The organism is Phytobacter sp., assembly GCF_059074235.1.
In genome coordinates this window covers 587945-609398 of the sequence record NZ_JCACPZ010000004.1, presented here as the reverse complement: position 1 = coordinate 609398, position 21454 = coordinate 587945, and the positions used below count along the sequence as shown (strand labels likewise).

The following is a 21454-nucleotide window of genomic DNA, read 5'->3' as shown; positions in this document are numbered from 1 at the left end:
AATGTTTTGAGGTGTATGAAAATATTACATGAAGAGAGAAGTAATGTTATGCGTATTTATTCAGCATGACCCCGACGGTCATGCTGAATACTGATCTTAACCAATATCCACTTTTTCGACTTTACTCTCTTTACGCAACGTGAGCGTGGAACCGACTGAAGCGATGACAATGCACATGAGCGCTATAGTCTGTTGAAGATTCAGAGTTTCCCCTAAAAACACCATGCCCGACATGGCAGCCAGCGCTGGCTCCATGCTCATCAATGTGCCGAAGGTACGCGTAGGTATACGCGTCAGGGCAATCATTTCAAGTGAATAAGGTAAAGCGGTAGATAATATAGCCACGGCCAGGCCAACTGGAAGGATGGACCAGTGCCATAATAATTCTCCTGCCTGGAATGTACCTAAAGGTACGAATATGATGGCAGCAATTAACGAACCCATCGCCACTGTCGCTGGACCATGCTCTTCTCCCGCTTTTTGGCCGGAAATAATATAAATCGCCCAACATGCCCCTGCGCCTAATGCATAAGCGGCACCGATTAAATCCACATGGGAAACATTGTCACCCAGCGGTAATAAATACCAAAGGCCGACAACAGCCAAAATAACCCATAGAAAATCAATAGCCCGGCGAGAGCCAAAAAGGGCAACGGAGAGCGGCCCAACAAATTCCAGTGCGACCGCAATACCCAGCGGAACGGTCTGGATAGAAAGATAAAACATGTAGTTCATTGCACCCAGCGACAGGCCATACATGACCAGTGGCAGACGCTGCTCGCGGGTAAATCGCAGTCGCCAGGGTTTAAAGACCAGAATCAGAATGACGGTACCCAGTGCGATACGTAGCGCGGTAACACCCGGCGCACCAACTAAAGGAAACAATGATTTAGCCAGCGAAGCGCCACCCTGAATAGAACACATTGCCACCAGCAGCACGATGACTGGCAGCCAGACCGGCATTTTACGAGACACCCCTGGCATCCTTTCCCCCCGTCAAATTATGTCAATAGAAGTAAAACAATGAGTCTACTTGAAATAGACCCGGCTGGTTGAGGCTTTGTTGAAAATCAACGGCGCAAACCAGGTAAAATAGAATGCATCTGATGGTTAATTAACCTGTCCGATTAGGATTAATCTGGATGAACATGCCGCTATTGAACCTTCATAATGGCATGTTATGTGGAAAAACGACTGTTTATTGAAAGAGTTAGTAAGCAGAAGAAATGTTCTGTTACATGAAAGGGCTCTTTAGACATCGTTAATCCCGAAGAGTTTCTTAACAATTTTTGATATATTTAAAACTTAGGATTTACTTGAAGCACATTTGAGGTGGTTATGAAAAAAATTGCATGTCTTTCAGCACTGGCCGCAGTTCTGGCTGTTTCCGTAGGTACTGCTTCCGCTGCAACTTCTACCGTTACCGGTGGTTATGCTCAGAGCGACGCGCAGGGCGTACAGAACAAAATGAACGGTTTCAACCTGAAATACCGTTATGAAGAAGACAACAGCCCGCTGGGTGTGATTGGTTCCTTCACTTACACCGAGAAAGATCGTTTTGAAGGCAACGATTACAACAAAGGTCAGTACTACGGTATCACCGCAGGTCCGGCTTATCGTCTGAACGACTGGGCAAGCATCTACGGTGTTGTGGGTGTAGGCTACGGTAAATTCCAGCAGTCTGAAGATCAGATCAAAACTGCAAGCAACAGCGACTACGGTTTCTCCTACGGCGCAGGTATGCAGTTCAACCCGATTGAAAACGTTGCACTGGACTTCTCCTACGAGCAGTCTCGCATCCGTAACGTTGACGTTGGTACCTGGATCGCAGGCGTCGGCTACCGTTTCTAATTCGGTAACCCATAAAAAAATCCGCCTTGATGGCGGATTTTTTTTGTCTGCTTTACGCGCAGAACTTAACGGTTACGCGGTTCAAAAATATCTGTTGCCAGGCGGCTGTAGTCAATTTTCTGTAACTTAAAGTTGGTAACGTAGACTGGCCCGGCTTTTTTCTCGGACATAAACGGGTACGAATTTTTAATCTCCTTCGCACTAATTCCCGTCCACTGCGAGAAGAAGGTCAGGAAATCATTCGCTGAGCGACGCGCTTTAATCTCCCGATGCGTTTTGTCATCGCTTGAAATCACCATGAACGGTACCTGGAAGTTCTGCTGAAATTTGTCGTCATGCGCCAGATACTGCACTTCTTTACCGCGCTCTCTGAACGTTAATCCGTGATCGGAGAAATAAGCAATGGAGAAACTCTCACCGCTATTATTGAGCTGCGAATAGAGTTTACCGAGAAGTTCATCCGTCGCGGTAATGGAGTAGAGATAGCAGGAGGTCTCTTTCGACTGCACAAACTCATTGTATTTGTCGCCAGAGCGCTCGCAGGTTGACGGGTGTGAACCCATCAAATGCAGGACGATGAGCTGTGTCTGTGTACGATGGGTGGAGAGCACTTGTGACGTCATCTTCAGCAAGTCTTCGTCACGGGTATTTTTGTCTGCTTCGAAATCGCCATTTTTCAGAAACTGCACTTCATCCGCACGCTTGGCGATACTGGCAATCGCGGTATCATATTCGCCAATCTGCCCCTGATTGGAGAACCACCAGGTTTGGAAACCTGCACGGTTAGCCAGTGTGACGAAGTTGTTCTGGTATTCCGGTTTATCGTTCACCACGCGGTTAAGGGTAAGCCCCAGGGATTTTTGCGTTGAGCCGCTGGCAGAGATGTAATCCATAAAGAAAGTACCGTTGGCCTGGCTGGCGAACGGGGTGTTATTCCAGTGACCACCAAACGCACCCACTGCATCGCGGCGTACGCTTTCCCCAATCACCACTACATAGGTGTGATACTTCGGTTTAACTGCGGTCACATTCCAGGAATCTTTCATATTCGCGAGCTGCGCCATGCTTGCCTGCTCGTCGATGACGCCCTGGTTATTGACCACGACGTCGCGCACAAAACGCAGCACTGGAATTCCGGTGTCGCGCAGATGCACATCATAGCCACGGAAATAGTTTTGCACCGGACCAACAAAATAGCAGGCGACACAAGAACACCGCAGCGAGAGTATCCCATTTTACCCAAGGGATTTTGCGTTCCGCTTTACGGCGCATCGACACGACGCCCAGGGCGAAGATAGCCAGGCCGACAGCATAGTGATACCACGGGAAGATCTTCAGGATTTCTGTTGACTCTTCCATGTTGGTAGAGTGCAGCGCCAGCAAGGTATTAAAGTTAGGTGCGCCGTAGGCTTGACCAAACGGGTAATAAGACGCGGCTACGAGCGAAAAAATTCCGATCAACACTTTTTGCGTGCGCGGCGCATGACGCCACATAACCCACATAAAGCAGGTCAGCACCACCGCATACAGTAAGCTGAATTCATAGCCAAGGGCATGATTAATCAGGATAGATTGTAAAAAGTAGAAGCCTGTCCACGGGCTTAACGCTTGCCCACGGGAGACAAGAGGTTCTTTGATTATTAGGCTCATAGTCACTATCACGAAAACGCCATGTGAACACCCTGGCGTAAGGGTCAATACCTGCCGGACAGTGCGTGGAGAGGGGAGTGGTCCACTTCTGCGAGCCGCAATTTGTGCAGGGCAGCGCAAAGATAAAGTGAGCGACGACGAAGGTCAACACCCGCTAAGGGATTGTTTTGGGAGGAACACAGCAAATTCCGAAAATAAGCGGGAATTATGGTCGGTAAGGCCAAGTATAACGGGGGATTGTGACGGAAAAATGAAGCGGCGTACCGCGACGCCGCATTTAGTGTGAAGACTTATCGTCTTTTTTAGGCTTGCCGTTGATGATGTCGCACAACATGTTGAGCAGCATCAAACGTACTTTAAAGGGGGAGTGACTAAACACGCTCATACACCTCTTAAATTCATTCATGGTGACCTCCTTACTTCTTCGTTCCTGCCTGCCCTTCCTGTATGGCAGTGAACGTTATGCATACAGATATAGCATAGGCTATATTTTATAGCTATGGCTAATGCGTTAATTTTTTGTGCTGCTTCACGTTTGGTTTACAATGAGGCCTCTCTTATGGCGCGGATGTCGCGTCACACCTCAGAGGAAGCACAATGAATCGTCGCGCAGGAAAGCAAACAATAAAAAAAGTGACGCTGGTAAATGTTGAAGAGCATGTCGAAGGCTTTCGTCAGGTGCGCGAAGCGCATCGTCGCGAGCTGATTGATGATTATGTCGAACTGATTTCTGATTTGATCGGCGAAGTGGGGGAAGCTCGTCAGGTGGATATGGCGGCTCGTTTAGGCGTTTCACAACCTACCGTTGCCAAAATGCTAAAACGACTGGCAACGGTAGGATTGATTGAACAGATTCCCTGGCGCGGCGTATTTCTGACGCCGGAAGGGGAAAAACTGGCGCAGGCCAGCCGTGAACGTCACCAGATAGTCGAAAGCTTTTTATTGGTTTTGGGTGTCAGCCCTGATATCGCCCGTCGCGATGCGGAAGGTATGGAGCATCACGTGAGCGAAGAGACGCTGGAGCGTTTTCGCCTCTTTACGCAACAACATGGGTTACCGCCTGAATGAACCTGCCGTTTCTCCGCGCCTTAATGCGGGATCACTTCTTACATCTCTTACTTCTTATTGGTATCGGTCTCTGTTTTGTGGTCCCTTTTGCGCCCGCAAAATGGCCAGCGGCCATTGACTGGCACACCATTATTACCCTGAGTGGATTAATGCTGCTGACCAAAGGGGTAGAGATGAGCGGTTATTTTGATGTGTTAGGGCGGCGCATGGTTCGCCGTTTTGGCAACGAGCGGCAGCTGGCCATGTTTATGGTGCTGGCCGCCGCACTGCTCTCTACCTTCCTGACCAACGATGTGGCACTGTTTATTGTGGTGCCGCTAACCATTACGCTAAAAAAGCTCTGCGAAATCCCGGTCAACCGACTGATCATCTTCGAAGCGCTGGCGGTCAATGCAGGTTCGCTGTTAACCCCCATCGGGAATCCGCAAAACATTCTGCTCTGGGGGCGATCCGGCAGTTCGTTCCTGGCGTTTATCGGGCAGATGGCTCCCCTGGCGCTGGCGATGATGGTTTCGCTGCTGATCCTCTGCTGGTTCTGCTTTCCCAAGAACGCGCTGCGTTACCATAGCGGTGCCACAAATCCGAACTGGCAGCCGCGTCTGGTCTGGGCCTGTCTCGGTTTCTATCTCGTCTTTATTACGGCACTTGAACTGAAGCAGGAGCTTTGGGGACTCGCTCTGGTTGCGGCGGGCTTTATTGTGCTCGCCCGTCGGGTGGTATTGAGCGTTGACTGGACGTTGCTACTGGTCTTTATGGCGATGTTTATTGATGTACATTTGCTGATTCAACTGCCATTCCTGCACGACCTGTTGAGTGCCACCCGCCAGCTTTCCTCGTCAGGCCTATGGCTAACCGCCATTGGATTGTCGCAATTTATCAGTAACGTGCCCGCGACTATTTTGCTGCTCAACTATGTTCAACCGGATACGCTGCTGGCCTGGGCGGTCAACGTAGGCGGTTTTGGACTCCTGCCAGGCTCCCTGGCAAATTTGATTGCCCTGCGAATGGCCAACGATCGACGCATCTGGTGGCGTTTCCACCTTTATTCCCTCCCCATGTTGCTCTGGGCCGCTCTTGTCGGTTACGGATTGCTGCTTCTTCTAAGATAGTGCTGATTTGTCAGTTTATCCTGGCAAATGTATAGCAAGCTTCTACGGTTAGTAAACGACGTAATTGCCACGTCGTTTACTAACAGGACTGTTGCAAGCTATGGCTGAAACCACCACCACGCCTGAGAACGGGCAGCAAAATGAAGAAACACCCCCCCGCAAACGCCCCGGAAAAAAGCCCCTGATCATACTGGGCATTGTGGTCATTGTGATGGTGATCGTAGCCCTGGTCTGGTGGATGATGACCCGCAATGAAGAGACTACCGACGACGCCTTTACCGACGGCGATGCGGTAACCATTGCACCGAAAGCGGCGGGTTACGTGACCGATCTGCGGGTCAAAGATAACCAACAGGTTAAGAAGGGTGATCTGCTGTTGGTGATTGACCCACGTGATGCCACCGCTCAGCGCGACCAGGCTCAGGCACAGTTGGGACTTGCGCAGGCGCAGCTTCACCAGGCCCAGGCGCAGCTTGACCTTTCCAAAGTGCAATACCCGGCACAGCGCGATGAAGCCAGAGCGCAGGTATTGAAAGCCCAGGCCGATTTAGCCAACGCCCAGGCGGCTTACAAACGCCAGCGCGGCGTTGACCCGCGTGCCACCACCCAACAAAATATCGACAGTGCCAACGCCCAGTTACGCAGTGCTCAGGCCCAGCTTGCCAGTGCGCAGGCACAGCTTGAGGTCGCCGAACAGGTTCAGTTACAGGTACGACAACAGGAAACCAACGTCGAGGCGCGCCAGCGTCAGGTCGATCAGGCCAAAGCTCAACTCGAAACCGCTGAACTGAATCTCTCCTGGACGGAAGTGCGTGCGCCGTTTGACGGCTTTGTCACCAAACGCAACGTGCAGATTGGCACGCTGGTGCAGGCGGGAACGGCGCTCTTTTCGCTGGTCTCACCGCAAATCTGGGTAACGGCGAACTTTAAAGAGTCGCAGCTCGAGCGCATGCGGCCGGGCAACAAAGTGACGGTAAAAGTGGATGCATGGCCGGACATGGAGCTTGAAGGCCATATCGACAGCATTCAGCAGGGCAGTGGTTCGAAGTTCTCGGCCTTCCCGTCAGAAAATGCCACCGGCAACTTTGTTAAAATCGTCCAGCGCGTGCCGGTGAAAATCGTCATCGACAAAGGGCTGGACGCCAACCGTCCGCTGCCGCTCGGCTTATCCGTTGAACCTAAGGTCACGCTGGAATGACGGACGTCAGCCATGAAAACTGGCGTCCGGCCAGTAACCCCTGGGCGGTGGCGTGGGTCGTGACGCTGGCAGTGTTTATGGAAATTCTCGACACGACCATTGTCAACGTTGCGCTTCCTCACGTGGCGGGTTCACTCTCCGCCAGCTATGACGAATCAACCTGGGTGCTGACCAGTTATCTGGTAGCAAACGGGATCGTCCTGCCTATCTCGGCGTTTCTTAGTCGGGTCTTTGGTCGCAAACAGTTCTTTTTGATCTGCATTGTGATGTTCACCGTCTGTTCGTTTTTATGCGGTATCGCCACGGAGCTATGGCAAATCATTCTGTTTCGTATTTTGCAGGGCTTCTTTGGCGGCGGTTTGCAACCGACGCAGCAGTCGGTTCTGCTTGATTACTTCAAGCCGGAGGACAGGGGTAAAGCCTTTGGCTTGTCATCGATTGCGATTATCGTCGCCCCGGTGCTGGGGCCAACGCTTGGCGGCTGGATAACCGATAACTACTCCTGGCGCTGGGTCTTCTTTATTAACATCCCGGTTGGGATTGTCACGGTGCTGGCAATTTATCCGCTGCTGGAAGATCCGCCCTGGGAGCGCAAATCGAAAGACAAGCTCTCGATTGACTGGACGGGGATCAGCCTGATTGCGCTGGGGCTCGGCTGCCTGCAGGTCATGCTCGACAGAGGGGAAGATGAGGACTGGTTTGCCTCAGATTTTACCCGTACCTTCGCGGTCCTGACGATGATCGGCATCATTGGTGCCATTTACTGGCTGCTGTACGCCAAAAAGCCGGTGGTGGATCTGCGCTGTATGGCGGATAAGAACTTTGCCGTTTCCAGTCTGCTGATGGCTGGGATGGCGATGATCCTTTACGGTAGCTCGGTGGTGATTCCCCAACTGGCGCAGCAGGATCTGGGCTATACCGCCACCTGGTCCGGGCTGGTGCTGTCACCCGGTGCGGTGCTTATTGTGCTGACCATTCCACTGGTGCTCAAACTGATGCCGATCGTGCAGACGCGGTGGATTATCGCCTTCGGCTTTTTCTGCCTCGGGGCATCGTTCTGGTGGTCACGCACGCTCACGCCCGATATCGACTTTGAAACCCTGGTGCTGTTCCGTAGCGCCCAGTCGATAGGTTTAGGCTTCCTGTTTGTGCCGCTTACCACCATCGCCTTTATTACCATTCCCAGACAGCTCAACGCTGATGCGGCCGCGCTCTTTACCATGTTCCGAAACGTCGCGGGTTCGATAGGTATTTCGCTCTCGACGGCGGCCATAACTGAACGCTCTCAGGCCCATAGCGCCCATCTCTCGACGCATGCCTCACCCTTTAATGAGTCGTTCCAGTTGGCACTGCGCGAGTCGGCGGATGCCATCCGTAATTTCACCTCCATCACCGGTGATGCGCTGAATACGGCAACGGGGCAGATGTACAAAACCATGATCGCCCAGGCACGATTCCTGGCGTATATCGACGTATTCACGCTGCTGGCGGTCGTGGCGTTTCTCTTGATTCCATTTTGTTTACTGCTTTCGCCGATCAAGAGCGAAGGTAGCGCAGGAGCACATTAATATGTCCAGGCGTGGTCTCTCTTTGATGATGTTGTCACTGTTGCTGGCAGGATGCGCAGTCGGGCCGGACTATCAGCAGCCCAAACCTCAGACCCCGGCGCGCTGGAACGACCCGGGGGACAAAAGCGTGGCGTCGCAAGCGGCTCCTCAGGCGACCAATCCCCGCTGGTGGAAGACGTTCAACTCTCCTCAGCTCGACAGCCTGATTGACCGAGCGATTGCCGGTAATCTGTCACTGCAACAGACGGTGCTGCGCATTGCCGGAGCACGTGAACAGATAAACCAGGCCGGTGGGGCATATTTACCGGCGGTCAATGGCACTCTCAAAGCCACCCGGCAGCAGCTTGGGCTGGAAGGGGAACTCAAATCCCACGACGTTGCCGGGCAACTGGATAACGTCGACCCGGAAATCTCCGGTGCGCTGGGGTCATTAACCCAGCCGGTAAATCTCTACCAGGGCAGCTTCGACGCCCAGTGGGAGCTGGATTTGTGGGGCAAAGTGCGCCGTCAGGTAGAGGCTTCGCAAGCTCAGCAACAGCAGGCTATAGAGCAGCGCAACGATGCGTTGGTTTCACTGCAGGCGGAAGTGGCGCGTGCCTGGCTGCAACTGCGCGGCGCGCAAAGCATTATCACCACCTTACAAACCCAAATCGATACAGCCCGGCAAACCTTTGAACTGACGGAAAACCGCCAGCGTGGAGGGCTATCGCCGCAGCTGGATGTGGAAAATGCCCGCGCGCAGGTGGGCAATCTGGAAGCGCAACTGCCGCAGTATCAGGCCCAGGAGCGGCAGGCGATGAATGCGCTGGCTATTCTGCTCGGCAAGCCACCGGGCGCGCTTGATGGAGAATTGCGCAGTGTGCAGCCGTTGCCTGCGTTACCAAAAATCGTCCCCACCGGGATACCGTCCACCCTGGCGCGTCGCCGCCCGGATGTGCGTGAAGCTGAAGCGTCTCTGCACGCAGCAACGGCACAGATTGGCGTCTCGGTGGCCCAGCTTTTCCCCAGCCTGTCGCTCAGCGGGCAGTTTGGCTTGCATAACAGCGAAACGGACTGGCTGACCGACTGGAGCAGCCATTTTTACAGCTTCGGCCCGCAAATCTCGATCCCCATTTTCCAGGGTGGACGACTGGTCTCCAGCGTCAAACTGGCCCGTGCCCAGCAGGGGGCGGCGGTGCTCAACTACCGCCAGACGGTGCTGGAAGCGCTGGGGGATGTGGAAAACGCACTGGTCAGCTACCGCAGCGACCAGCAGCGTGAAGCGGGGCTGGAAAAAACCATCGAGGCACTGCATAACGCCTTTGATTTGGCCAGTGACAGCTACCGTCAGGGTATTGCGACCTTTATCGATGTGCTTGATGCCCAGCGCCAGTTGGCACAGGCCGAGCAGCAGCGCGCGCAGGCGCGAGTGCAGAGCAGCCTCGATTTAGTGGCTTTGTATAAGGCACTCGGCGGTGGCTGGGAGCCGTATCAGAACGTGCGATTGCCGGATTACAACGTTTTGGGTGATGCCCCGCGCGGATAAGTTCAGAGGATTGGGCAAGAAACAGACAGGAACATCACATTCCGGCACGCCACGTTTTGCGTATAACTATTTGCGTCAACCAACAGTGAGAGGAGACGCCCCATGCGTTATCAAAAACTCGGCAATACCGGTCTGTTTGTGTCTGAATTATGCCTTGGCACCATGACCTTTGGTGGTGAAAGCGGGATGTGGAGCAAAATCGGCCAGTTGGGTCAGGCTCAGGCGGATCAGCTGGTCGGCAGCGCGCTGGATGCGGGCATTAACTTTATCGATACCGCCAACGTTTACTCTGAGGGCCGTTCGGAAGAGATAACCGGGCAGGCGCTGAAAAACCTGAAAATTCCGCGTGAGAACGTGGTGGTGGCGACCAAAGTCTTTGGCGAAACCGGGACCGCAGGCGTTAACTCGCGAGGCAGTTCGCGCTATCACATCATCGGCAGCGTGAAAGAGAGCCTGAAGCGTCTGCAACTGGATCATATCGATCTCTACCAGTTGCACGGCTTTGACCCGGCAACGCCGATGGAAGAGATGCTCTATGCACTCGATAATCTTGTGCAGCACGGCCACGTGCGCTACATCGGCGTCTCCAACTGGGCGGCCTGGCAAATCGCTAAGGCGCTGGGGATCTCTGAACGTCTGGGGCTGGCGCGTTTTGCCTCGTTACAGGCTTACTACACTATCGCCGGGCGCGATCTGGAACGTGAACTGGTGCCGATGATGCAGAGTGAGAACGTCGGTCTGATGGTCTGGAGCCCGCTGGCGGGTGGGCTGTTAAGCGGCAAATATGGTCGCGACGGGCAGAGTGAAGCGGGCAGCCGCCGGCTGGAGTTTGATTTCCCACCAGTGAACAAAGACCGCGCCTTTGACTGCGTGGATGTGATGCGCGTTATCGCCGAGGCGAAAGGGGTGTCGGTAGCACAAATTGCGCTGGCCTGGCTGCTGCACCAGCCGGTGGTAAGTAGCGTGATCATTGGTGCCAAACGCCAGGAACAACTCGATGACAACATCGCCGCGACCCATATTCGTTTGACCGAAGACGAACTGCGCCAGCTCGATGCGGTCAGTGCGTTACCGCGTGAATATCCGGGCTGGATGCTGGAGCGCCAGGGCGAGTATCGTCGCAATCAGTTAGCCAAATAATCCCCTTCGTAAACCTGGCCCCGGTGTGCTTTTCAGCTCACCGGGGCTTTTTCTTTCTGACGCTTTTTTCTCCACACGAGTCACAAAAAACGATCGTCTTCGTAGTCTGACTTTCCATGTTTGTCTATATGACTAGTCATGAAAATGAAATGACTTTACATGTAAACACGGAGATGACGAGATGACTAAAACGCTACCGCCAGGCTTTTTATGGGGCAATTCGGTTTCCAGCATGCAGACCGAAGGGGCATGGAACGAAGGCGGGAAGGGGCCGTCGGTGTACGACATTCGTGAAGCCAGCGAATTTGCCTCTGACTGGAAAGTGGCGACCGATTCCTATCACCGTTATGACGAAGATTTTGTTTGTATGCAGGATCTCGGTATGAACTGCTATCGCTTCCAGATTTCCTGGAGCCGCGTCTGCCCGGACGGTGACGGTGCGTTCAATGAAGAGGGGATCGCGTTTTACGATCGCTTTATTAACGATCTCATTGCCCGTGGCATTGCGCCGATGATCTGCCTGTACCACTTCGATATGCCGCTGGCGCTGGCGGAAAAATACAACGGCTTCACCGACCGTCGTGTGCTGGATGCCTTTGTGCGTTATGGGCAGAAGATGATGGATTGCTTCGGCGACCGGGTGACCTGGTGGTTGACCTTTAACGAACAAAACATCTACCACATGCCGGAAGCTTTCAAGGTGGGCGGTTATCTCAAGGGCGATAAAACCCTGCGCGAGCTCTATCAGATTCAGCATCACGTGATGATGGCCCATGTGCAACTCACCCAATACCTGCATAAGACGAAACCTGGCAAGCTGATGGGCGGCATGCTGGCGCACCAGCTTGTGTACCCGGCAACCTGCAAGCCGCGCGACGTTTTCTGCGCTCAGCAGTACGACGAATTCCTCAACCAGAATCTGCTGCGGGTATTCGCCGGCCAGGGTTACAGCCCGGCGGTGATGGCGGTAGTGGAACGCGAAGGTTTTGGCGACATTTATCGGGCTGAAGACTTAACGCTCATCAGCCAGGTGAAAAGCGACTACATGGCCTTCAGCTATTACGCCAGTAAAACGATGGACAGCGACGCCATCACCCCCGACGCGCCGGTCAACTACTACCTGCAACAGGGCGATGTACCCAACCCGCATCTGAAGGCGACAGAGTGGGGCTGGCAGATTGACCCGCTCGGTTTTCGTACCATCATCACCCGCTACTACAACGACTGGCGGCTGCCGGTCTTCCCGATTGAAAACGGTATTGGAGTGATTGAAAGCTGGGATGGCGTGAACCCGATTCAGGATGACTACCGTGTGGCTTATCACCGCGACCATCTGCAGGCCATGAAGGACGCCATGTTTGAAGATGGTGCGCATGTGATTGGCTACCTCGGCTGGGGACTTATCGACATTCTTAGCTCGCAGGGCGATATGCGTAAACGCTACGGCGTGGTCTACGTCAACCGTGAAAACCATGACCTGAAAGACATGAAACGCATTCCGAAACAGAGTTACGCCTGGCTCAAACAGGTGATCCACACCAACGGGCGCGAGATGTAAAGCGTAAGGCCGCTTCTGCCATTCACGGGAGACCATTATGTCTGACACAAAACAGACCGAAAGTACGCCGTCCTTTGTCGACAGGTTTGTCGATTTTTCCGCTCGCCTGGCAGGTCAGGTACATCTACGATCGCTAAGGGATGCCTTCGCCGCCGTGATGCCGATTTTTATCCTGGCCGGGTTGGCGGTACTGGTAAACAACGTGGTCTTCCCGTGGGTCCTGGAAGGTGAGACGCTGGCGCGTTTCAAAATCTGGGGGGATGTCATCATTAATGGCACGCTGAACATTGCGGCGCTGTTGATTGCGCCCATGACCGCCTGGTCACTGGCGCGCAACCGCAATTTTGACAACCCGGTTTCGGCAGTGGTGATTGCGCTGTCGAGCTACATCATGATGATGCCGATGAAGCTGGAGGTGATACCTGAAGGCGGCAAAGCAGTAGTGACCGTCAGCCAGATGCTCTCCTTCGGTAACATTGGTTCGACCGGGATTTTCGCCGGGGTGATTATCGGCCTGCTGTCGACCGAGCTGTTTATTCGCATTGCGAGTATCAAAAAACTCAACATTTCGTTAGGTGAAAACGTGCCGCCTGCGGTGGGCAAGTCTTTCTCGGCGCTTATTCCGACCATCATCACACTGTCGAGTTTTGCCATTGTGGCCGCGCTGCTGGCGAACGTGCTGCACACCGATCTGATCCATCTGATCACCACCCTGATTCAGCAACCATTGCGGTTGATCAACACCAGTCTGCCGGGCACGCTCTTCATTTATAGCTTCGGCAACTTCCTGTTTACGCTGGGTATCCATCAGTCGGTGGTGAACGGCGTGATCCTGGAGCCGTTCCTGCTCATCAATACCAACGAGAACATGCTGGCCTTTGCCAACGGGCAGCCGATTCCACATATTATCAACAGCATCTTTGTGCCGACCTTTGGCATGATTGGTGGCACGGGCAGCACGCTCTCCCTGCTGATCGCTATATTTATTTTCTCAAAGCAAAAATCGGCTAACCAGGTGGCGAGGCTTTCGATCTCTCCAGGCTTGTTTAACATCAACGAACCGGTGATTTTCGGCCTGCCGATCGTTTTTAACCTGCCGCTAATGGTTCCCTTTGTGCTGTTGCCCGCCATCGGTATTTACTTCGCCTGGCTTTGCACAACGCTGGGGCTAATGTCGAGATGCGTGGTGATGATCCCCTGGACGACACCGCCAGTTTTAAGCGCCTGGCTGGCCACTGCCGGGGACTGGCGGGCGGTGGTCGTTCAGTTGATAATCATCATCTTTGGTGTATTCTTCTACCTGCCTTTCCTCAAGATAGCCGAGAGAGTGGCCTTAAAAAACAATGGTATAACTGAATAAAACTAAGGAAAGGCAATGGCGGCGAAATACATACTTATTGCGCGGGAAATCAAACAGCGAATCCTCAGCCAGCGGTATAACGCCAGCGAGCCCTTGCCCGATCAGTTTGCCCTTGCGGATGAATTCAGCACCAGCCGGATGACCATTCAGCAGGCGATGCGCCAGCTGATCGTCGAAGGGCTGGTCTATACCCGCCAGGGGCAGGGCACTTTTATTCGTAAAAATTTTCTGCAGCTCAGCCGCTGGGATTTACCCGGCAGCGATTACTACGGTGCCACCAAAACCTGGGAGCATGTCGGCCAGGTCACCAGTAAAATCATCAAGTTTGAGCTGCGTTTTCCCAGCGAAAAAGAGCAGGCCTCGCTGCTGGTGGGGCCGGACGATCCGGTGTATGACTTCATTCGTCTGCGTTTGCTGGAAGGTGAACCCATGTCGCTGGAGTTTACCCTGATGCCAGTGAACCTGGTGCCAGGGCTTAACCGTTCGCACCTCGAAAGTTCAGTCTTTAGCTACGTGCAGGATGCGCTGTCGCTCAAAATCATGGGGTCGTACCGTGTGGTGCGGGCGCTTAAACCGGGCGAAGAGGACAAAAAATACCTGAACTGCGAGGAAACCGATCCGGTGCTGGAGGTGGAGCAGGTGATTTACCTGGAAGACGGCACTCCGCTGGAGTATGCCCACTGCCACTACCGCTACGATCACGGCGGTGTGATTGTGGTGAATAACGGATAAAAAAAAGCGGGTCTCAGACCCGCTTTTTTATTGGCAGCAATCGCTTAGTTCAGACGTACCGGCATACCGGAACGGTTCTGAATCGCCTGGTCTACGATGCTCTGATCAACATCAGACTGGCTGGTCACACCCTGAACGCTTTTGGTCAGAGAGATTGGCACGATTTCGCCTTCGGTGAACTGTGCTTCAGTGGTCGACAGCGGGTTATGGACTTCAACATAACGTGAACCGTCTGGCTCGGTGGTCGCTTTCACTGGCTCATCAATGAACTGAACGCGGGTGCCGACCGGCACGTTTTCAAACAGGAATTTGATGTCGTCGTTACGCAGACGCACACAGCCGTGGCTCACGCGCAGACCGATACCGAAATTGGCGTTGGTGCCGTGAATCGCATACAGACGACCGATGTAGAGCGCGTACAGGCCCATCGGGTTATCCGGGCCAGCCGGAACAACCGCAGGCAGCGGCTCACCCGCAGCAATGTATTCAGCGTGCATTTTCGCCGTCGGCGTCCAGGTTGGACCCGCTTTTTTACGTTCAACTTTGGTGGTCCAGTTGATTGGGGTGTCTTTACCCAACTGACCGATACCGATTGGCAGTACGATTACGGTTTTGGTGCCCGCTGGGTAATAGTACAGACGCATTTCGGCGCTGTTGATGACGATACCTTCATGAACGGTGTCCGGCAGAATCAGCTGCTGAGGAATGTTCATCACGGTGCCGCCTTTCGGCAGGAAGGCATCAATTCCAGGGTTCGCTTCCGTCATGTTGGAAAGGCCCATCTGGTATTCAGCTGCAAAATATTCCAGTGGCTGGGTGTTGCCCTCCGGAATCGTCACGACCTGGTTCTGGCCGACAAGACGGCTACCATCAGTTGGCAGCGGGTAAGTAACAGCAGACGCGGTATTGCAATAGCCTACGACGGCAAACGCCGCCGCTAAAAGCGTTTTTAATTTCATGTTCATGTTGTGCGAGATTCGTGCCACAGGCCGTTGGGTTAATAATGCTTTCTTGGATGGGAGCGCATTATATGTGCATTCCCCCGCGCAGGGAATTCAGATGTGTACGAAATCACACTTTTTTCCCTTTGGTTTCATTTTAGCCCTGCGTTTCGAAGCAGGAATCTAATTCGGAATTGTGGCATAATATGGTGTTTGTCACACATTTCAGGATACTTCCGTGTTAGTTACCAGCAACGTCACCATGCAGTTCGGCAGCAAGCCGCTCTTTGAAAACATTTCCGTCAAATTTGGCGGCGGCAACCGTTACGGCCTGATTGGCGCTAACGGGAGCGGTAAATCAACCTTTATGAAAATCCTCGGCAGCGACTTAGAGCCTACGCTGGGGAACGTCTCACTCGATCCGAATGAGCGCATCGGTAAGCTGCGTCAGGATCAGTTCGCCTTCGAAACCTTCACCGTACTGGATACCGTGATCATGGGCCATGGCGAATTGTGGGAAGTGAAACAGGAGCGTGACCGCATCTACGGTCTTGCCGAAATGAGCGAAGAGGATGGCTACAAAGTGGCCGATCTCGAAACCCAATACGGCGAGATGGACGGTTACTCCGCAGAAGCGCGTGCCGGTGAGCTGCTACTCGGCGTCGGTATCCCGGTCGAGCAGCACTACGGCCTGATGAGCGAAGTCGCACCTGGCTGGAAGCTGCGTGTGCTGTTGGCGCAGGCACTGTTCTCTAACCCGGACATTCTGCTGCTCGATGAACCGACGAACAACCTGGACATCGACACCATCCGCTGGCTGGAGCAGACGCTGAACGAACGCGAAAGCACCATGATCATCATTTCGCACGACCGTCACTTCCTCAACATGGTCTGCACCCACATGGCGGATCTGGACTACGGTGAACTGCGCGTTTACGCCGGTAACTACGACGAGTACATGACCGCCGCCACTCAGGCGCGTGAACGTCTGCTGGCCGACAACGCCAAGAAAAAAGCGCAGATTGCTGACCTGCAATCCTTCGTCAGCCGCTTTAGCGCCAACGCCTCCAAGTCTCGCCAGGCAACTTCCCGTGCCCGCCAGATTGATAAAATCAAACTGGATGAAGTGAAAGCCTCCAGCCGTCAGAACCCGTTCATCCGCTTCGAGCAGGACAAGAAACTGTTCCGTAATGCGCTGGAAGTGGAAGCGCTGACCAAAGGTTTTGATAACGGTCCGCTGTTTAAAAACTTCAACCTGATGATGGAAGTGGGCGAGAAGATCGCCATTATCGGTGCTAACGGCGTCGGTAAATCTACCATGCTGAAAACGCTGGTGGGCGAGCATGCACCGGATAACGGCACCGTAAAATGGTCTGAAAATGCGCAAATTGGCTACTACGCGCAGGATCACGCTGACGATTTTGATAACGATCTGTCCGTGTTTGACTGGATGAGCCAGTGGAAGCAGGAAGGCGACGATGAGCAGGTAGTGCGTGGTTTCCTTGGCCGCTTGCTGTTCAGCCAGGACGATATCAAGAAGCCAGCGAAGGTGCTCTCCGGTGGTGAGAAGGGCCGTATGTTGTTCGGCAAGCTGATGATGCAGAAGCCCAACATCCTGATCATGGATGAACCGACTAACCACCTGGACATGGAATCTATCGAGTCGCTGAACATGGCGCTGGAGATGTATCAGGGCACCCTGATCTTCGTCTCCCATGACCGTGAGTTTGTTAGCTCTCTGGCGACCCGAGTGATTGAAATTACCCCAGAGAAAGTGGTCGACTTCTCCGGTAACTACGAAGATTACCTGCGCAGTAAAGGGATTGACGGGTAATTTCCCGTCGTCTTTCACGCTGCAGATGCGTTGGCTTCACCTGTTCACCCCGGTCACTTACTTATGTAAGCTCCCGGGGATTCAAAGGTTTGCCGCCTTCCTGCAACGCGAAATACTTAGGGAAAGAAGTGTTGCTTCTGTTCCCTCTCCCGGTGGGAGAGGGTTAGGGTGAGGGCATCAGGCCTCGCTACAACACCCATTCACCCCTTTCTTCGCCATTCACCAGTAATTTGCGTTTCTCACCCGCCGGTAAAGCGATCTTCAGCGCTTTCCATGCCGGGCGGTAATCGCCTTTGGATGTCACCGTCAGGTGAATGTTTGTGCCGTCGCACGCCATCTCCCATTCGATCCACAATGCATTGCCATTCTGGTAGCCCCAGGATTCGCCGTCATCTTCAAACAGCAGACCCGTTGAACGCCCGACGCCTTTCACCGGGAACAGCTTGAGCTCACGGGTATCGTCTTTTTCAACTGACACATGGGTAATCCGCTCGCTCAACGGCAAACCAGCCCCCGCTCTCACCATTAACGGCAATTTTTCCAGCGGGGCATCGCGCACAATCCACTGGCCGCCGGAGAACCACTCATGGGTGTAGAAATCGTACCAACCGGTTTCGTTGTCAGGCAGCCAGAGGCGACGCTCACGCTGACCCGGCTCCACAACGCTGGCCACCAGTATGTCCCGCCCTAACAAGAAATCATCACACTCTTCAAAGGTTTGCAGGTCGTGCTCGTGATCGAGGAAGGTCGGGCGCAGCATCGGTTCATCATCAGCATGTGCCTGCCACAGCAGAGTATAAAGATACGGCAACAAGCGATAACGAAGCTCAATCGCACTGCGGATAGCTGGCGTCACGCCCGGGTACATCCAGGGCTCGTTGACCGTGTGATCGTCATTCCACGAGTGAATGGTAAAACGCGGGTGCATCACCCCGTTTTGTACCCAGCGTACAAACAGCTCGGCATCAGGTTTATCACCGGAAAAGCCGCCGACATCGTGACCGACGTTAAACAACCCGGAAAGACTCATGCCCAGCCCCATCCGCGTGTTGTAACGCAGCGTGTCCCAGTTGGTCCGGTTATCGCCGCTCCAGGTTTGCACGTAGCGCTGCATCCCTGCGCAGCCGGAGCGCGAAATCAGATACGGGCGCTTTTGTGGGGCGAAGCGCTGTTGGGCTTCCAGCGAGGCGCGCATCATCAGTAGCGGCATTACCGGGCGAATATGTTTAATGGCGATCTCTTGCCCGAAGCCGTGGCAGCGCGCTTCGCCGTCCCAGACTTCAAATTCGTTGTTATCGTTCCATGTTGAGTCGATGCCCATTTCCAGCAGTTGGGTGGTCACGCCTTCCTGCCACCAGCGGACCGTTTCCGGGTTGGTGAAATCGAGGTTGGAGCCTTCATCATCCCAGAAGCTGGAGCGTTCCGGTGCATTGGTTTCGGAGTCACGAATAAACAGCCCACGTTCAGCCACTTCGTTGTAGCGCGGATGATCCTGCAACAGGCAGGGTTTGATATTCGCGGCAAGTTTCAGCCCGGCATCGTGGAAGGCCTGACTCATCACCTTTGGCTGCGGCACTTTGTCGTAGTTCCAGTTAAAGACGTAGCGCTTGCCGTTGATGGAGGTGTAACCCGACGAAAGCTGGAACGAGTCGCACGGAATGGCATGCTCTTCGCACAGACGAATAAAGTTCATCAACTGGTTTTGCGCGTCAGGTGCATCGGTGTAATGCATGGTCGAACCGCTGTAGCCCAGGCTCCACTTCGGCCCGAACAGGGTTTTCCCCGTCAGGCGGACAAAGGCTTTGGTGACATCCAGCGCCCGCGCGCCGGTAAACATGTAGTAATCGATGTCACCCGCTTCGGCCTGCCAGCGGCGATAGGCGGTGTGATAGTTATCGATTTCATTACCCAGATCTATCCAGCAACTGCTGAGGTTGTCGTAAAACAGGCCGTAGCTGATGTCATCCCGACGGGTCAGCGTGAAGGGGATGTGTTTGTACAGCGGATCGGTGCTGACCGCGTTGTACCCCATGGCGTCGAGGTTGCGCATTTCATAGCGCTGCCCGGTACGCTGCAAATTACCCGCTTTCTCTCCAAGCCCGTAGAAGCGTTCCTCTTTTTTGCGGCTGAGATAATGCGCGACACCATCACCGTGTGCATTGATCAGATAGGCGCTGGTAGGTCTGTCTTCGGCCAGCCACTGCCACTCTCCGGCATCATTACGGTAGTGCCACTCCAGCCAAAGAGGCTGGTGGACGGTCACCCGCAGTTGATCGGTGGCAATCGTCAGTTGCTGAGGATGCTGCTTCAGTGTCCAGGCCGGACAGGAAAAACCGCTTAAATCCTCACGGTCGCGTCCTTCCCAGGGCACATCCTGCGCAGGTGCAATGCTCCAGGTTCTGTTCAGTGCCAGCTCCCCTTTACGTTTTAGCAGCACACGGAACAGAGTGTTTTCCAGCACATAGAGGCACAACGTGTGTTGTCCGTCGACGCACAGCTCAACGTGGTGAGCGGCCTGGTTTTGCAGCGTCCAGTTTTTCAAGATTTTCATAGCAGATATCCATTATCAGGCGCGTTTTGCGCGACGTTCAGCAATAAATGACACCAGGAAAATGGCCCCGATGAGGTCAAAGAAGCCCATGGCGATAAACAGCGGGTTGAAGCCAATTTTGTCGGCGGTAACGCCAATCAGCAGTGAGAAGAGGAAGCTGGCGATCCACGCCGCTGAGCCGCGCATGCCGTTGACGGTCGCCATCTGGCCTTTATCAAAAGATTCCACCACCAGCGCGCTGAGCATGCAGGAGATAATCTGATGACCAAATCCGCCAATCGAAATCAAGGCAATGGTGATGTACGGGTCACGGGTGAGGGCGACAACGCCTAGCGAGATCATCAGGAAAGCACCGGTCACCGAACTTGCCACCACCGAGTTCACCCGGGAGCAACCAAACCAGCGCACATACAGTTTGGTGAGATAACCGCTGGCGACGCTACCCAGGTCTGCGGCCAGGAACGGCAGCCAGGCAAACATGGCAATCTGTTTCAGGTCCATGCCGTGCTCTTTCGCCAGGTATAACGGTACCCAGAAGCTCAGCACCGCCCATGCCGGTTCAGCCATAAATGCCGGGATGGCAATGCCGTAGAAGCGCTTGTTTTTTGAGACTGTCTTCAGGGCCGTCAGGAAGGGCAGTTTCACCGCCGGTGGCTCGTTGTCCTGATTGATAAAGGCCAGCTCGTCTTTGCTCAGATTCGGGTGCTTATCCGGGTTGTGGTAAAACGCCCACCACAGCAGTACCCACACCAGGGCGAGGAAGCCGGTAAACATAAAGGCACCCTGCCAGCCAAAAGAAGCATGGGCAAAATAGATGATGGGTGGGGCGAGCATGGCACCAATAGAGAAGCCTACGCCTGCCCAGCCGGCGGCGACAGGGCGTTCAGATTTCGGGAACCACTCTCCCAGCGTTTTGGCGTTGGCAGGCGTGGCTGCCGCTTCGGAGGCCCCCATGGTGAAGCGTAAAATAGCCAGTTGCAGCCAGCTTCCGGCTCCGGCATGGGCAATACAGGCGATGGCCCAGATTGTTGCGCAGACCATAAAGCCTATTTTCAGGCCGATCACATCAATCAACCATCCGCAAAGCGGCTGGAAGAGGGTATAGGCTAACTGGAAGGCACCGACTATCCAGGAGTACTGTTCGGTGGTAATCCCCATACTGGTTTTCAGCTCCGGGGCGAGGATGCCGAGAGAGTTGCGGGTGATGTAGTTCACCGTTACCCCCAGTAAAAACAGGACCAGCACCCACCAGCGTAAGTTTTTGACGATTCGGCGGCTTTTGGTTGCCACCCCTTCTGTATTGTTGATTCCCTGGCTCATTCTTTTCTCCGCACACCGTTCTGTAGGGAAGTCGTGGCGGCCATTAGTG

Annotated in this window: 16 protein-coding genes and 1 pseudogene; 11 read left to right on the top strand and 6 right to left on the bottom strand. The window is 53.9% G+C overall.

Going from position 1 to position 21454, the window contains the following annotated elements:
* Window positions 1-96: 96 nt before the first annotated feature.
* Window positions 97-984 (bottom strand): threonine/homoserine exporter RhtA, encoded by an 888-nt coding sequence (gene rhtA, locus AC5JPW_RS06880; RefSeq protein WP_494239136.1) that lies wholly within the window; start codon window positions 982-984, stop codon window positions 97-99.
* Window positions 985-1338: 354 nt separating this feature from the next.
* Between rhtA and ompX the strand changes: the two genes are divergently transcribed.
* Entirely contained in the window at window positions 1339-1851 is a 513-nt protein-coding gene (ompX, locus tag AC5JPW_RS06875) for an outer membrane protein OmpX (RefSeq protein WP_494239134.1), read from the top strand.
* Between the two features lie 65 nt (window positions 1852-1916).
* Here the strand turns inward: ompX and AC5JPW_RS06870 are convergent.
* Window positions 1917-3501, bottom strand: a pseudogene (locus AC5JPW_RS06870) (phosphoethanolamine transferase).
* Between the two features lie 277 nt (window positions 3502-3778).
* Window positions 3779-3907, bottom strand: a complete 129-nt coding sequence (gene mntS / locus AC5JPW_RS06865) for a manganase accumulation protein MntS (protein ID WP_494239132.1) — start codon at window positions 3905-3907, stop codon at window positions 3779-3781.
* A 191-nt stretch (window positions 3908-4098) separates the two neighbouring features.
* Here mntS and mntR point away from each other — a divergent pair, with 191 nt between their 5' ends.
* The 9 genes from mntR to AC5JPW_RS06820 all read left to right on the top strand — a co-directional run bounded on the left by mntR (window position 4099) and on the right by AC5JPW_RS06820 (window position 14759).
* Window positions 4099-4569, top strand: a complete 471-nt coding sequence (gene mntR, locus AC5JPW_RS06860) for a manganese-binding transcriptional regulator MntR (protein WP_494239131.1) — start codon at window positions 4099-4101, stop codon at window positions 4567-4569.
* Window positions 4566-5678, top strand: coding sequence for an anion transporter (locus tag AC5JPW_RS06855; RefSeq protein ID WP_494239129.1), 1113 nt, complete (start codon window positions 4566-4568; stop codon window positions 5676-5678). Before mntR ends, AC5JPW_RS06855 begins: the two co-directional genes overlap by 4 nt.
* A 100-nt stretch (window positions 5679-5778) precedes the next feature.
* Complete coding sequence (locus AC5JPW_RS06850; RefSeq protein WP_494239128.1) at window positions 5779-6876, top strand: HlyD family secretion protein; 1098 nt, start codon at window positions 5779-5781, stop codon at window positions 6874-6876.
* Window positions 6873-8444, top strand: a complete 1572-nt coding sequence (locus AC5JPW_RS06845; protein ID WP_494239127.1) for a DHA2 family efflux MFS transporter permease subunit — start codon at window positions 6873-6875, stop codon at window positions 8442-8444. The genes AC5JPW_RS06850 and AC5JPW_RS06845 overlap by 4 nt, the downstream gene beginning before the upstream one ends.
* A 1-nt stretch (window position 8445) precedes the next feature.
* A complete protein-coding gene (locus AC5JPW_RS06840) occupies window positions 8446-9969 on the top strand; it encodes an efflux transporter outer membrane subunit (protein ID WP_494239126.1) in 1524 nt (507 codons plus the stop codon).
* 102 nt (window positions 9970-10071) lie between these two features.
* Window positions 10072-11109 (top strand): aldo/keto reductase, encoded by a 1038-nt coding sequence (locus AC5JPW_RS06835; RefSeq protein ID WP_494239124.1) that lies wholly within the window; start codon window positions 10072-10074, stop codon window positions 11107-11109.
* A 181-nt stretch (window positions 11110-11290) separates the two neighbouring features.
* Window positions 11291-12667 carry a glycoside hydrolase family 1 protein gene (locus AC5JPW_RS06830; protein WP_494239122.1) on the top strand — a complete coding sequence of 459 codons (1377 nt, stop codon included), beginning with the start codon at window positions 11291-11293 and terminating at the stop codon, window positions 12665-12667.
* 37 nt (window positions 12668-12704) lie between these two features.
* The gene (locus AC5JPW_RS06825) at window positions 12705-14027 is read left to right on the top strand and encodes a PTS sugar transporter subunit IIC (protein WP_494239121.1); all 1323 of its coding nucleotides are present in this window, start codon (window positions 12705-12707) and stop codon (window positions 14025-14027) included.
* A 15-nt stretch (window positions 14028-14042) separates the two neighbouring features.
* Window positions 14043-14759 (top strand): GntR family transcriptional regulator, encoded by a 717-nt coding sequence (locus AC5JPW_RS06820; RefSeq protein WP_494239119.1) that lies wholly within the window; start codon window positions 14043-14045, stop codon window positions 14757-14759.
* A gap of 44 nt (window positions 14760-14803) precedes the next feature.
* Here the strand turns inward: AC5JPW_RS06820 and ldtB are convergent, their stop codons facing one another.
* The gene (gene ldtB / locus AC5JPW_RS06815; RefSeq protein WP_494239117.1) at window positions 14804-15724 is read right to left on the bottom strand and encodes a L,D-transpeptidase; all 921 of its coding nucleotides are present in this window, start codon (window positions 15722-15724) and stop codon (window positions 14804-14806) included.
* Window positions 15725-15938: 214 nt separating this feature from the next.
* Between ldtB and AC5JPW_RS06810 the strand changes: the two genes are divergently transcribed.
* Entirely contained in the window at window positions 15939-17534 is a 1596-nt protein-coding gene (locus tag AC5JPW_RS06810; RefSeq protein WP_494239115.1) for an ABC-F family ATPase, read from the top strand.
* Between the two features lie 187 nt (window positions 17535-17721).
* Here the strand turns inward: AC5JPW_RS06810 and AC5JPW_RS06805 are convergent, their stop codons facing one another.
* Both AC5JPW_RS06805 and AC5JPW_RS06800 read right to left on the bottom strand, forming a co-directional pair.
* The gene (locus tag AC5JPW_RS06805) at window positions 17722-20085 is read right to left on the bottom strand and encodes a glycoside hydrolase family 31 protein (protein ID WP_494239113.1); all 2364 of its coding nucleotides are present in this window, start codon (window positions 20083-20085) and stop codon (window positions 17722-17724) included.
* 15 nt (window positions 20086-20100) lie between these two features.
* Window positions 20101-21405, bottom strand: a complete 1305-nt coding sequence (locus tag AC5JPW_RS06800; RefSeq protein WP_494239112.1) for an MFS transporter — start codon at window positions 21403-21405, stop codon at window positions 20101-20103.
* Between the last annotated feature and the right edge of the window lie 49 nt (window positions 21406-21454).